At 65.1% G+C, this 13,612-nt stretch carries 14 protein-coding genes; 8 read left to right on the top strand and 6 right to left on the bottom strand.

Going from position 1 to position 13,612, the window contains the following annotated elements; translation table 11 throughout:
* The 5 genes from NFC73_RS01165 to NFC73_RS01145 form a co-directional block, all read right to left on the bottom strand.
* Positions 1-411 (bottom strand): ankyrin repeat domain-containing protein, encoded by a 411-nt coding sequence (locus NFC73_RS01165; protein WP_254746991.1) that lies wholly within the window; start codon positions 409-411, stop codon positions 1-3.
* On the bottom strand, positions 408-1,493 hold the full coding sequence (gene ygfZ / locus NFC73_RS01160; RefSeq protein ID WP_254746989.1) for a CAF17-like 4Fe-4S cluster assembly/insertion protein YgfZ: 1,086 nt from the start codon (positions 1,491-1,493) through the stop codon (positions 408-410). Before ygfZ ends, NFC73_RS01165 begins: the two co-directional genes overlap by 4 nt.
* A 36-nt stretch (positions 1,494-1,529) precedes the next feature.
* Positions 1,530-2,252 carry a flavodoxin family protein gene (locus NFC73_RS01155; RefSeq protein ID WP_254746987.1) on the bottom strand — a complete coding sequence of 241 codons (723 nt, stop codon included), beginning with the start codon at positions 2,250-2,252 and terminating at the stop codon, positions 1,530-1,532.
* Positions 2,253-2,326: 74 nt separating this feature from the next.
* Entirely contained in the window at positions 2,327-2,941 is a 615-nt protein-coding gene (locus NFC73_RS01150) for a nitrobindin family protein (RefSeq protein ID WP_254746985.1), read from the bottom strand.
* Positions 2,942-3,111: 170 nt separating this feature from the next.
* Complete coding sequence (locus NFC73_RS01145; protein WP_254747514.1) at positions 3,112-3,879, bottom strand: permease; 768 nt, start codon at positions 3,877-3,879, stop codon at positions 3,112-3,114.
* 348 nt (positions 3,880-4,227) lie between these two features.
* Between NFC73_RS01145 and NFC73_RS01140 the strand changes: the two genes are divergently transcribed.
* From NFC73_RS01140 to asd, 8 genes are all read left to right on the top strand, one after another.
* The gene (locus NFC73_RS01140; RefSeq protein WP_056344481.1) at positions 4,228-4,926 is read left to right on the top strand and encodes a winged helix-turn-helix transcriptional regulator; all 699 of its coding nucleotides are present in this window, start codon (positions 4,228-4,230) and stop codon (positions 4,924-4,926) included.
* A gap of 224 nt (positions 4,927-5,150) precedes the next feature.
* Complete coding sequence (gene mshD / locus NFC73_RS01135; protein WP_254746980.1) at positions 5,151-6,122, top strand: mycothiol synthase; 972 nt, start codon at positions 5,151-5,153, stop codon at positions 6,120-6,122.
* A 148-nt stretch (positions 6,123-6,270) separates the two neighbouring features.
* Positions 6,271-8,520, top strand: coding sequence for an RNA degradosome polyphosphate kinase (locus tag NFC73_RS01130; RefSeq protein WP_254746978.1), 2,250 nt, complete (start codon positions 6,271-6,273; stop codon positions 8,518-8,520).
* Positions 8,521-8,530: 10 nt separating this feature from the next.
* Positions 8,531-9,499, top strand: coding sequence for an NUDIX hydrolase (locus NFC73_RS01125; RefSeq protein WP_254746976.1), 969 nt, complete (start codon positions 8,531-8,533; stop codon positions 9,497-9,499).
* A 169-nt stretch (positions 9,500-9,668) separates the two neighbouring features.
* Positions 9,669-10,472: a thymidylate synthase gene (locus tag NFC73_RS01120; protein ID WP_254746974.1), complete on the top strand. Its 804-nt coding sequence runs from the start codon at positions 9,669-9,671 to the stop codon at positions 10,470-10,472.
* On the top strand, positions 10,469-11,053 hold the full coding sequence (locus tag NFC73_RS01115; RefSeq protein ID WP_254746972.1) for a dihydrofolate reductase: 585 nt from the start codon (positions 10,469-10,471) through the stop codon (positions 11,051-11,053). The genes NFC73_RS01120 and NFC73_RS01115 overlap by 4 nt, the downstream gene beginning before the upstream one ends.
* A 1-nt stretch (position 11,054) precedes the next feature.
* A complete protein-coding gene (locus NFC73_RS01110; protein WP_254746970.1) occupies positions 11,055-11,273 on the top strand; it encodes an NF038396 family protein in 219 nt (72 codons plus the stop codon).
* A 92-nt stretch (positions 11,274-11,365) separates the two neighbouring features.
* Positions 11,366-12,508 carry an aspartate-semialdehyde dehydrogenase gene (gene asd / locus NFC73_RS01105; RefSeq protein WP_254746968.1) on the top strand — a complete coding sequence of 381 codons (1,143 nt, stop codon included), beginning with the start codon at positions 11,366-11,368 and terminating at the stop codon, positions 12,506-12,508.
* Between the two features lie 114 nt (positions 12,509-12,622).
* On the opposite strand, the gene NFC73_RS01100 is transcribed toward asd, so the two are convergent.
* A complete protein-coding gene (locus NFC73_RS01100; protein WP_254746966.1) occupies positions 12,623-13,600 on the bottom strand; it encodes a type IV toxin-antitoxin system AbiEi family antitoxin domain-containing protein in 978 nt (325 codons plus the stop codon).
* Positions 13,601-13,612: the final 12 nt, after the last annotated feature.

The raw sequence follows: 13,612 nt of genomic DNA, 5'->3' as shown, positions 1-13,612 counted from the left end.
TCAGTTGCCCAGCAGATCGAGGATGTCGGTGCGGGCGAACATCTGTGCGGCAGCCCGGGCGGAGGGGCTGCCGGCGTCGGGATCTGCACCGGCGTCCAGCAACACGCGGGACACGTCCGTATAGCCTTTGAATGCTGCACCGGCCAAGGGTGTCTGGCCGCGGTCGTTGGCGGCGTTGGCCTCTCCGCCGTGCTCCAGGATCAGCTGTACCGTCTCAGCGTGGCCGTGGTAGGCGGCCAGCATCAGCAGGGAATCGCCGGCCGCGTTGGTCATGGTGGCCGGGGCGCCGGCGTCGAGATAACTCCGCAGCAGACCGGTGTCCCCCTCCCGGGCAGCCTGGAAGAGCCGGTGCGCCAACGCCACGGCCTCGTCGTCGGGCGTTGAGGCGTCGGTTGAGGTGTTCTCGGTCATCGGTGGGTCCCCCTCAGGAATCCGGTCTGGCGCCCCACTACCTGGCCTGCGTCGGGTGCAACGATTATTTCCTGGGCAGCGATGTAAGGTTCCTCGCCGTCCAGCACGGTCAGGATTTCCTCAGGCGCAACGGACCGTTTGATGACGGCCAGCGCCACCGGGCCCATTTCGTAGTGCTGGGCAACGGAGGTCACTGTCCCGACCTTCCGCTCGCCGAGCATGACCTGGCTGCCGGGCGCGGGCATGGTGTGCTGCGATCCGTCCAGCTGCAGGAACACCAGCCGCCGCGGCGGATGGCCCAGGTTGTGCACGCGGGCAATGGTCTCCTGGCCTTTGTAGCAGCCCTTGGACAGGTGCACGGCGGTGCGGAGGAGGTCCAGTTCGTGCGGAATGGTCTTGTCGTCGGTTTCCGCGCCCAGCCGGGGGCGCCACGCGGCTATGCGGAGGGCTTCGGCCGCCATAACACCGGCGAGCGGGCGGTCCGCCAAAGTGTCTTCAAGTGCAGCGGCCGGGACGAGGTACTCGATCCAGGGGCGCTCCAGCCCGGGGTGCCCTTCTTCCGGGACCACAGCGTAGGAGTAGCCGCCGGCGCCGACGTGCGGCCACGGATCCCGCCAGGCCAGCAGTCCGGACCATTCCTCCACAGTCTTGGTGGACCCGAGCACGGCCCAGTCGGCGGAGACGTCGGTGACCTCCACGCGCAGCATGAACTTCATTTTGTTCAGCCACTCAGCCAGCGGTGCAGCCTCGGCGGCCTCAACTATCAGCCAGGTGGTCCCGCCGTCGTCCACTACACGGGCGTCAAACTCGATCCGGCCCTGGATACTCAACAGCAGCAGCTCACTTGACTCCCCCGGCTGCAGGCCGGTGACCTGCTGGGAAGACAGGGTGTTCAGCCAGGTCAGCCGGTCCGGACCGCTGACCGTCACGACGCCGCGGTGGGAGAGATCGACGACGGCGGTACCGGCCGCGAGGGCGCGCTGCTCACGCAGCGGCTCACCGTAGTGGGATGCGACGCCGGCGTCCGCACCGGTGGCCTCGACGGCGCCGGGGCGCGACAGTAGGGGGCTGGGAGTAGTCATACTGGGGGAACGTCCTTTGGTCTGTGGGTATTCCGGTCAGCGGTATTCCGGGTTTTCGAAGTCGAAGCGGGTTCCGGCTTTCCATTCTTCAGGAAGATTGCCATAGGCGGGAATCCCGCCGGCGTCCTTGAGCATCCGGGCGAAATGCAGCAGGTTCCACGTCATGAACGTCGTGTTGCGGTTGGTGAAGTCGGATTCGGGGCCGCCGGAGCCCTCGTCCAGGTAGCTCGGGCCCGGGCCCACCGGGCCGATCCAGCCGGCGTCGGCCTGGGGAGGGATGGTGAAGCCGATGTGCTGCAGGCTGTACAGCACATTCATGGAACAGTGCTTGATGCCGTCCTCGTTGCCGGTGATCAGGCAGCCGCCTACCTTGGGGTAGAACACCCATTGGCCCTTGTGGTTGAGCTGCCCGGAGTGGGCGTACAGCCGTTCGATGAGCTTTTTGGTCTGTGAGGAGTTGTCGCCGAGCCAGATGGGACCGGCAACCACCACAATGTCGGCTTCTTCAACAGCCGGGTACAGTTCCGGCCACTCATCGGACGGCCAGCCGTGCTCGGTCATGTCCGGGTAAACACCGCTGGCGATGTCGTGATCGACAGTCCTGATCAAGCGGGTGCTCACGCCCTGCTTCTCCATGATGAGGCGGCTGACGTTGATCAGGCCCTCGGTGTTGCTGGTCTCCGGCGACCGTTTCAGAGTGCCGTTGAAGAACACAGCCTTCAGGTCGCTGTAATCCGTGGAGTCCTTCTGTGTAGCCATGATGCTCCCTTGATTCACTCGTGCGTGAAGCCCAGGATGCCAAGTCTACTGATGACCGGTGACACGGGAGGGCGTCAGGAAACCTTTTTCAGGAAGGCAGAGGCGTGCGCTTCGAGGCCCTTGCCGGGCTGCGATGTTCCGCCGGTGGCCACGTCCCAGCGCCAGAGCAGGTTGCCGTCCACCAGTCCGAAGATCCGCGTGGCCGCGCTGTAGTCCTTGGAATGGCTGCCGCGCATCACCATGTCGGTGGTCAGCTGGATCTGCGGGCCCTTGATCTGCCCGTAGTAGAGCTCGGAGATCCCGCCGGGATGGCCGATGGACACCGAGATGTCGAATCCGCCGTCTTTATTGCGGAGCGCTTCGACTTCATCGGCGCTCTTGAGTGCGGGAACAATATCGGCCGGAATCAGGCCCGGACCGCCGTCGGCATCAAGTTGTTTGCGCTCCAGCGCCCAAAAACCGGTCTCAACCGTCAGCGGCCGCAGGCGCGTGCCGTCGTCGTCGGTTAGCCAGCTCTCCGCGCGGTACTGAAGATACGGCAGGCCGTTGTGCGTGAACGAGACATGCTGGAGGAAGTGCTCCGAGTCCTCGTCCCCGCTGCCGAGACGGCCGCTGCCTTCCCACTCACCAATGAGCCAGGAAAGCGGAACAAGTTCCGGTGTCAGGTCTGTCGGGATTTCTATCGGCACGGCAATTACCTCAGGAAAATGCTAATTCGTTGAACGGGTTTACTTCTGGCCTTTGAAGAGGCGGTAAACCACAAAGCCGGCGAACCAGGCCATGGACAGGCTGGCGATGCCGAGCAGGACGAGGAAGAAGATTTCAAATGCAAGTACGGACATGATGCCATCCTAACCGGTTAGTAGATGAGTAGTTTGTCTATGAAGTAAGCCAGGGAGCCCACGGCCGAAACCGGCGCAAGGCCCATGCTAACCGCAGCCAAAAGATTCAGCGGGCCGCCGCGGAGTGTTACGAGTCGGCGGAAGCTGACCAGTACGGCGCCCACCACAACACCGAAGATCGCCGCCGGCAGAACGGTGATGTCGGAGAAGACAAGTCCGGCGAGCGGTCCGGCAAGTCCTGCCATCACAATGCCGAGGGGGGCCACGATGCTGTCCGGCCAGCGGATCAGGCCGGCCAGCAGAGCCACGGCAGCGCTGATGGCTGCCACCAGGAGCATCTCCCGCACGCCGTTGAAGCGGGCGCCGGCAATCCAGCCTGCCCCCAGGCACGAGAGGAGCACCCCGGCGCAGCAGCCCAGGGTGGACTCAAGCCGTTGGGCCTGGCCCGTGCCTCGGATGAGCTGCACCACAAACACCGCCATCATTCCCAACGCGATGAACGCCGGCGTCCAGTCGAGGAAACCCGGGGCGGGGATAAAACCGGCAGCGAGCGCCGATCCGACGCCGGGCAGCGCAATGACGGCTGCGAGGGTCTTTTTCGCGGGGATGCGCAGGAAATGGGGCCAGCCGATGCCCACTGCCACGGCGATCACTACTGCGACGCCGACGAGTACCTCACGTGAGATGTAGACGCCGGCGATGATCGCTACGAGTCCCGCCACTCCGACAACACCGATGACCCACGAGCCCAGTGACTTTGCCGGGGCCTGCACCTCGGCGGTCATCGGGAACCCGGCCGGCCGGATCGCTGCGGCTTCGACTCTGCACTCAATTCGTGGCATCCCATTCTGGCTGTGGACCCGGCGGCTCTGCCTTCGGTGTCAGGGCGTTCTGCCCGACGGTTCAATCCTGCCTTATGTGACCCGGATATGTCGCAAAACGAAGGTTTGAGGGGGCGGAATCCGTGCTGTCGTGCAGGGCGGTGGGTATACTCAGAGTTCAGCTACGCTTACTGCTACGGATGCCGGCCGGATAGATTCCTAGTCGGCCAAGTCCACTGCAGTGAGATAGTACCGGCCGGTGAAAACCCGGTTCAGTCGCCCAAAGATGCGCGGACGCCCCTTGGAGGAACAATGTCGCACATCCTGCTATTGACGAACAGCACCGGTTCTTCGGTAGACATTCTGCCTGCCCTGGAATTGCTGAACCACCGCGTGCATATCCTCGCCGCGGAACCCACAGCCCTGCTGGAGACCGATCCCTGCGATATTGTGCTTCTCGACGCCCGCAAGGACTTGGTGGGCGCCCGCTCCCTCACCCAGCTGCTCAAGGCCACAGGTCTTAGCGCACCCCTGGTCCTGATCCTGACCGAGGGCGGCATGGCCGCTGTTTCTTCGGCCTGGGCCGTGGATGACATCGTGCTCGATTCAGCCGGTCCCGCCGAAGTGGAAGCCCGCATCAGGCTCTCCGTGGCGCGTGCAGTGCCGGACAAGGATGACGCCCCCACGGAGATCCGGGCGGCAGGCGTGGTCATCGATGAAGCAAGCTACACTGCCCGCGTCAACGGCGCCCCGCTGAACCTGACGTTCAAGGAGTTCGAACTCCTCAAATACCTGGCCCAGCACCCCGGCCGCGTCTTCACCCGCCAGCAACTGCTCACCGAGGTGTGGGGCTATGACTACTACGGCGGCACGCGCACCGTGGATGTCCACGTCCGGCGGCTGCGGGCCAAACTCGGTGCGGACCACGAAAACCTGATCAGCACGGTCCGGAACGTCGGCTACCGCCTGACCCTGGTGCGGCAGCAGGAAGACGAACTGACGGAAGCCTGACACCGTTCAGACACAGAACAGCCCCGGACCGCTGGTCCGGGGCTGTTCTGTGTTGGTGATGCTGTATTTGTGGAGGACATACGGGTCGAACGTATCGAGGCCACCCCACTGGTGGATCCCCCTCGTTTCCCGCCGTTACCGGCGGGTGAGATATCGACTATACGTGCCCGCCCCGGGCCCATCAAATCGGAGCGCCTTCCGGCCGGGGCGTATAGCCTAGCCTCATGAGTCCTGCGCACCCGGAAAAATGGCCCGTCCTTATCGTCCACGGCGGTCTGGAAGAACAGCTGCTGAAGGACTGCGTGGCGCTCCTGGCAGCTGCCGAGGAGTCTGACGGCAACCCCTCGCTTTCCGAGCAAACGGTGGTGACGCTCCGCGCCGGGGACTCTGCAGAGCATTCCCTCCTGACCCTGGCACTCTACGCGCCGGACGAGGACTCCGATCCCTCTTCCGGCCAGGACCTGGCCGGGTTTGCCGTTGTTGTGGAGGAGCCGGACGGCAGCGGAGTGCTGGAAATTGCCGTCCACCCCAGCTACCGCAACCAGGGCGTGGCGGACCGGCTTGTCGGCGCACTCCAGTCCGGGCGAGGCCTGGATGGGCTGAAGGCCTGGTCCCACGGCAACCACGAGGCGGCCGCGGACCTCGCCGCCCGCTACGGCTACGGCCCGGTGCGCGAACTCTGGAAGATGAGGCTGACCACCGCCACGGCAGAGCTGCCCGACGTCGGCCTGCCGGATGGCGTCACGCTCCGCCCCTTTGTGCCGGGCAAGGACGAGGACCGCTGGCTGGCTGCGAACCGCGCCGCATTTGCCCACCACCCCGAGCAGGGCTCGATGTCCCGCGCGGACCTGGATGCCCGCATGGCCGAGGACTGGTTTGATCCCGCCGGCTTCCTGTTGGCCGTGGACGCCGAAGACCGGTTGCTGGGATTCCACTGGACCAAGGTGCATCCGCGCCACGGCGCCCACCCGGCGATTGGCGAGGTCTACGCGGTGGGTGTCACACCGGCCGCGCAGGGCATGGGCCTGGGCAAAGCCCTCACGGTGGCTGGCATCAGGCATCTGCAGGGCCTGGGGCTTCACGCCGTCATGCTCTACACGGATGCCGGCAACGCCGCTGCCGTTTCCCTCTACCGGGGCCTGGGCTTCACACGCTGGGATATGGACGTGATGTACGGCCCGCTGGCCTCCGTTTAGTGGCACCCGGGTGAGTTATCCCACTCGTGTGACTAACGACTTCAGGTGGCCCGAAATCTAGGGCTTGGGGACGCTGATTGATTGTAAGGTTGGTAAAGAACCGCGCCGGCCGAGGGCCAGCATCAAGCGCCAGGTAAGAGGAGAGACCATGAAACCGGAACCCGCCGGAACAGTCACGTCCGAGGGCGCTTCAGCGCCGGTGCGCGCGCGCTTCGGCTCATCCGAAGTCCCTGCCTCGCGAGCAACGCAGGACCGGATCGACATTCCCGAGTTTGCACCTAACCTTGTGCCCGAAGGGGACATCCGGCCGGACCGTTTCCTGGACCGCGAGCTCAGCTGGCTGGCTTTCAATTCCCGTGTCCTCGAGCTCGCCGAAGATCCTACGCTCCACCTCCTGGAACGCGTGGCCTTCCTGTCCATCTTCGCGTCCAACCTGGACGAGTTCTTTATGGTCCGGGTGGCGGGCCTGAAGCGGCGCATCGCCACCAACCTCGCAGTGCCCTCCCCTGCCGGCCTCAGCCCTGTCGAGGTCCTGGAGAAGATCGGGGACGAAGCCCACCGCCTCCAGCAGCGCCATGCCCAGGTCTACGCCGAACAGATCCGCCCCGCCCTGGCCTATGAGCACATCCACCTGATGCACTGGGACGAACTGGACGACACCGCCAAGCAGCAGCTCAGCGCCATGTTCGCCGAAAAGGTCTTCCCGATCCTGACGCCGCTGGCCGTGGATCCGGCACACCCGTTCCCCTACATTTCGGGCCTTTCCCTCAACCTGGCCGTGGTGGTCCGCAACCCCGTGAGTGACAAGGAACTTTTCGCCCGCCTCAAGGTTCCGGACCAGCTTCCCCGCCTGATCTCCATCGACGGTCCGCGGGCAGGGGCCGTGGCGGGACGCGTGGCGCGTTTCATCGCGTTGGAGGAAGTCATCGCCGTCCACCTGGACAAGCTCTTCGCCGGCATGGAAGTCCTGGAGCACCACATCTTCCGCGTCACCCGCAACGAGGACCTCGAAGTGGAAGAGGACGACGCCGAGAACCTCCTGCAGGCGCTGGAGAAGGAACTGCTGCGCCGCCGGTTCGGCCCGCCCGTCCGCCTTGAAGTCACCCACGACATCAACCCGAACATCCGGGCCCTGCTCATCCGTGAGCTCGGAGTGGACGAGTCCGAGGTGTACTCGCTCCCGGCTCCGTTGGACCTCCGCGGCCTGTCCGTCATTGCCGGGATTGACCGTGCCGACCTTCACTACCCCAAGCACATGCCCCACACGTCCCGGTTCCTCAACGAGTCCGAGACGTCCAAGGCCGCCAATGTTTTCTCGGCCATGCGCCGCCGCGACATCCTGCTTCACCACCCATACGATTCCTTCTCTACCTCCGTGCAGGCGTTCCTGGAGCAGGCGGCCGCGGACCCCAAGGTCCAGGCCATCAAGCAGACCCTGTACCGGACCTCGGGCGACTCCCCCATCGTTGACGCCCTGATCGATGCCGCCGAGGCCGGCAAGCAGGTGCTGGCCCTCGTGGAGATCAAGGCCCGGTTCGACGAGCAGGCCAATATCTCCTGGGCCCGCAAGCTGGAGCAGGCGGGCGTCCACGTGGTCTACGGCATCGTGGGCCTGAAAACCCACTGCAAGCTCTCGCTGGTGGTCCGCCAGGAAGTGGACGGGCTGCGCCGCTACTGCCACATCGGCACCGGCAACTACCATCCCCGCACGGCCCGCTACTACGAGGACCTTGGCCTGCTGACCGCCAATGACCAGGTGGGCGAGGACCTTTCCAAACTGTTCAACCAGCTCTCCGGCTATGCTCCGAAGTCCACGTTCAAGCGGCTCCTGGTGGCTCCGCGCTCCGTCCGCTCCGGGCTGATCGACCGCATCGAGACCGAGATCCGCAACGCCAGGGCCGGGCTGGCCGCCAGGGTGCAGATCAAGGTCAACTCCATGGTGGATGAAGCCATCATCGACTCCCTTTACCGCGCGTCCCAGGCCGGCGTGATGGTGGACGTCGTTGTGCGCGGCATCTGCTCGCTGCGTCCCGGCGTTCCGGGCCTCAGCGACAACATCACGGTGCGCTCCGTGCTGGGCCGATTCCTGGAACACTCCCGGGTGTTCGCCTTTGCCAACGGCGGCGATCCTATTGTTTACATCGGATCGGCGGACATGATGCACCGGAACCTGGACCGCAGGGTCGAGGCCCTTGTCCAGCTGTCCAACCCGGACGACATCCGCTACGTCCTTGACCTGCTGCGCCGCTACATGGATCCGGAGACGGCCAGCTGGCATCTTGATAGCCAGGGCCTGTGGAACCGGCACCACATTGCCGACGACGGCAGCCACCTCGACGACATCCAGTCCTGGCTGCTGGCGTCGCGCGCCCGCCAGCGCAGCCTGAGCCGTCGGTAGGGCTGCGGCGTTGGCGAGCGACATCCTCGTAGCAGACCAAACAGACCATCCCGGCGAGGCAGTCGCCGTCGTCGCGGCCGGGGCACTGCCCTGGCGCATCAACTCCGAAGGTCTCGAAGTCCTGCTGATCCACCGTCCGCGGTATGACGACTGGTCCTGGCCCAAGGGCAAGATCGACGCCGGCGAGACCCTTCCCGAATGCGCGGCCCGTGAGGTGCAGGAGGAGATCGGACTTGATGCGCCCCTGGGCATTCCGCTGCCGCCGATCCACTACCGGGTGGCGAGTGGACTGAAGGTGGTCCACTATTGGGCGGTCCACGTCAACGGGGTCCGCCTCGTTCCCGACGGCAAGGAGGTGGACCGCGTCGTGTGGTGCGCCCCTGAAACGGCCGCAGGGCTGCTGTCCAATCCGACCGACGTCGTCCCCTTGGAGTATCTGCGGGCAGCCCATGGCCGGGGTGACCTCAACACGTGGCCGCTGATAGTGGTGCGGCATGCAAAAGCCAAGCCCCGCTCGTCCTGGTCCAAAGCCGAGGGTGAACGCCCGCTGGCCGCCACGGGAATCAGGCAGGCGCAGGCCGTCAGCCGGCTGCTGCAGGCCTGGAAGCCACCGCGCGTGGTGACGAGTCCCTGGCAGCGCTGCGTGTCAACCGTGGCGCCATACCTGAGGGCAACGGGGGCCAAGGTCAAACTGGTGGAATCTCTGACGGAACACCGGCACGCCAGGACCCCCAAAAAAACCGCTGCCGCCATTGAGTCGCTCCTGGAGAAGGCGCAGCCGGTCGCCGTCTGCACGCACCGTCCCGCACTGCCCACCATCCTGGGTCAGCTGGCCAAGCACATGCCAGGCCGCGTGCGCTCGCTCCTGCCGGACGCCGACCCGTATCTGTCCCCCGGTGAGCTGGTGGTGTGCCACGTGGCCATCGACAACAGGCGCCGCATCGTGGCAGTGGAGCAGTTCAAGCCCTTCGACGACTAGGTTTTCGGCACGCCCGGGCGCGCCGCCCGGCTCACCGATGAGCTGCTGCTCGATCTGGTCCGCGGCAAGCTGAGGAAAGGCTGATCCGATGCGCAACCGGCGGCCAGCGCTGGGCCCGGCCGCGGGACCCTTGCGGGGTCGGCAGGGCTTGGCCCGGTAGACTTTAGCCGTGAGCATCCCGACGCCTTATGAAGACCTCCTGCGCGATGTCCTGGCCCATGGCACGCATAAATCCGACCGGACGGGCACCGGAACCACCAGCGTTTTCGGCCGTCAACTGCGCTTTGACCTTGGCCGGAGCTTCCCGCTGATCACCACTAAACGCGTCCATTTCAAGTCCGTGGCGGTGGAACTGCTGTGGTTCCTGCGCGGTGAATCGAACGTCAAATGGATGCAGGACCAGGGCGTGAGCATCTGGAACGAGTGGGCCGACGCGGAAGGCGAATTGGGTCCCGTCTATGGCGTCCAGTGGCGCAGCTGGCCTACCCCTGACGGCGGCCATGTTGACCAGATCGCCGAGCTCGTGGAGAACCTCAAGACCAACCCGGACTCGCGTCGGCACATCGTGTCTGCCTGGAACGTCTCAGAGCTCAAGGACATGGCACTGCCCCCGTGCCACGCGTTCTTCCAGTTCTACGTGGCGGACGGCAAGCTGTCCTGCCAGCTGTACCAGCGCTCGGCGGACATGTTCCTGGGCGTGCCCTTCAACATCGCCTCCTACGCCCTGCTGACGTGCATGATTGCGCAGCAGGTGGGGCTGGAGCCTGGCGAGTTTGTCTGGACAGGCGGCGACGTCCACATCTACGAGAACCACATGGACCAGGTCCTGAAGCAGCTGGACCGCGAGCCGTATGAATACCCGCAGCTGAGGATCACCCGGAAGCCGGCCTCGATCTTCGACTACACGCTCGAGGACTTCGAAGTGGTGGGCTACCAGCACCACCCCACGATCAAGGCCCCGATCGCCGTATGAGCACCGAGAACGCAGCAGACCCCCAGGACTTCACGCAGGAACTCGCCGGTTCCGTGACCGGCGTCGGCCTTGTCTGGGCGCAGACGTCCGGCGGTGTGATCGGCAAGGACGGCGACATGCCCTGGCACCTCCCTGAGGACCTGAAGCACTTCAACCGGCTCACCATGGGGCACCCCGTGATCATGGGCCGCAAGACGTGGCTGTCCTTCCCGGACAAGTACCGCCCCCTGCCGGGCCGGACGAACATTGTGATCACGCGGCAGAAAAACTGGGGCGATTCGCCTGAGGCAGAGGGCGCCGTCGTGGTCCCGTCCCTGGATGACGCCCTCCTTGAGTCGCAGTTCGTCGACGGCGGCGGGACCGTGTGGATCCTGGGCGGCGGGGAAGTCTTCCGCCAGTCCACCGAACTCGCCAACGTTGCGGTGGTCACCACCATCGATGTGGAGGCCGACGGCGACACGTTCGCCCCCGATCTCGATGAGACCTGGGAGGCGGCCGCGTCCGTCCCGCCAGACGGATGGCTGACGGCAGCCAACGGAACGCGCTACAGGTTTACCAAATGGATGAGGACGCAGGGCTGAGATGTTGAAGAAACCGGAAACACTGTTTGTGCTGGGCTACATGCTGCTGCCGCTGTTCGCGCTGCTCTCTGCGATAGTTGGCCTGACCATGATCCTGGGCGGCAACAAGATCGCGGGGGCCATCGTGCTGGTGGTGGTGACGCAGGTGTTTGCCTTCGGCGCCTTCTACGCGTTGCGACTCCGCAAAGCCGCGGTGCTGGAGGAAACCAACCGCAGCTGACGCCAGTTTCCGGCCGCACACGCTCGTACGCATCCCCGCGCGAGTGACGTAACCGACTGCGACCTGCTCGATCCGGCGTCTAAACTGGACGAATGACTACAGCAGCTACCCCCTCCGTCGGCCTGGTCGGATGGCGCGGCATGGTCGGCTCCGTCCTGATGCAGCGCATGCAGGACGAGGGCGACTTCGCCAACATCAACCCGGTGTTCTTCTCCACGTCAAACGCGGGAGGTGCCGCTCCGTCGATTGCCGGTGCCGCCGCTGACGCCGCCGGCAAGCTTGAGGACGCGTTCGACGTCGACACGCTGGCTAAGCTGCCCATTATTGTCACCGCCCAGGGCGGGGACTACACCAAGCGCGTGCACACCGAGCTGCGTGGCCGCGGCTGGGACGGCCTCTGGATCGACGCAGCCTCCACGCTGCGCATGAACGACGACTCGATCATCGTGCTGGACCCGATCAACCGCGACGTCATCGACAAGGGCCTGGTCAACGGGACCAAGGACTTCATCGGCGGCAACTGCACCGTTTCCTGCATGCTCATGGGTCTCGGCGGGCTGTTCAAGAACGGCCTCGTCGAATGGGGCACGTCCATGACCTACCAGGCTGCCTCCGGCGGCGGCGCCCGGCACATGCGTGAGCTGCTCAGCCAGTTCGGCACGCTCAACGCCGAAGTGAGCTCGGAACTGGACGACCCGGCGTCGGCCATCCTGGAAATTGACCGCAAGGTCCTGGCCCACCAGCGCACCGACATCGACGCCACCCAGTTCGGCGTGCCGCTGGCCGGCTCCCTCATCCCGTGGATCGACGCGGACCTCGGCAACGGACAGTCCAAGGAAGAGTGGAAGGCCGGGGTTGAGACCAACAAGATCCTGGGCACCTCGGAAGAGAACCGCGTGATCATGGACGGCCTCTGCATCCGGATCGGGGCCATGCGTTCACACTCGCAGGCGCTGACGCTCAAGCTCCGCGAGGACCTCTCCGTGGCCGAGATCGAGAAGCTCCTCGCCGAGGACAACGAGTGGGCCAAGGTCATCCCGAACACCAAGGAAGACTCCATGGCGGGGCTGACCCCCGTGGCCGCGTCCGGCACCCTGGACATCCCCGTGGGCCGCATCCGCAAGATGGAAATGGGCCCGGAGTACATCAGCGCCTTCACCGTGGGTGACCAGCTGCTCTGGGGCGCCGCCGAGCCGCTGCGCCGCATGCTCAACATCGCCACCGGGAACCTGTAACTCCCTTCCGCGGTTCCCCCGCAACTCGAACGGCCCTGCCCCGCAGGAACGGTGCTGCCCCGCACCGCTCGTGCGGGGCAGAGCCGTCTTTGCGTTCAGCACGCGTCCTTGCGTTCAGCACGCCAGGCCTGACGCACGCATGTTCCTGGACCGGTCCATCATGGCCAACAGCCGGCGCCGCACTTCTGCCGGATACGCCAAGTGCTTCCACTCAAGTCGAAGGACCAGCCAGCCATCTTCGATCAGTGCGTTCTCCCGGCGACGCTCTGCGAGCAGCACCTCCTCCGTGGGCCTGTAGTCGGTGTATTTGCCGCTGCCATCAAACTCAATCACTATGCGGGTCATCGGATCCGCGAAGTCTGCCCTGAAATGACCACTCGGCGTCTGAATCTCTAACTGCGGAATGAACATGTGCAGATCGAATGATCGCAGCAGCAGCCTGGTCCGGGTCTCCCCCACTGATTCCGACCGCCCATCCAGGGCAGCCAACAGATCCAGCGCCCGCCGGTTCCCGCGTTTGACGGGTCCCACGTCCAGAAGTTGCCGCATGCTGTCGATCCCGGCTCCCTTGCGCAGCGCGTGGTCGCCGATCACAGCTGCCTGCTCCAGCGGCAGGATACGGGCGCAGTCCAGGACGGTCCGTTCAATGCCGGTAGTCAGAATCTCTTTGCCATCCATGCTCCACCGTGTTGTCACGTCTACGGGTTGCAGGTCCATCCGGTGGGTGCGGACGTCCGTGCCGGCACTTTTCGTCGAGTTGGCGTAGGCCGTGGTGACGTGGATCATGGGCCCGGCATCCCAGACGTGACACTCATGCAGTCTGGCGGCACTGATATGGCTGTAGCGGCAGGCCCCGCCGGTGGACAGGAAGTGCGCCTGGATCCGCAGGGCGTCCCTGGTCCACGGCTCCGCTCCCTTCCAGTCAGCGTTCCGGACGTACGCTCCGCGTCGAAGGCGCAGGATGGTTCCGGCGCGGACTGCCGCGGTCAGGACCCGCTCGTCCAGCCCTGCCGCGCCCAACTGTTGCGTAGAGGCAATGGGGAAGGCCGGCCAGCGCCCATCCAGGAGCACACGGACTTTATCGCCATTCATGGTCCAACGTTC

Origin of the sequence: Pseudarthrobacter humi (assembly GCF_024294965.1) — a bacterium.
GTDB classification, from domain to species: Bacteria; Actinomycetota; Actinomycetes; order Actinomycetales; family Micrococcaceae; genus Arthrobacter; species Arthrobacter humi.
Note: the sequence above shows the minus strand (reverse complement) of the source record. Positions and strands in the feature narration are given on the sequence as shown.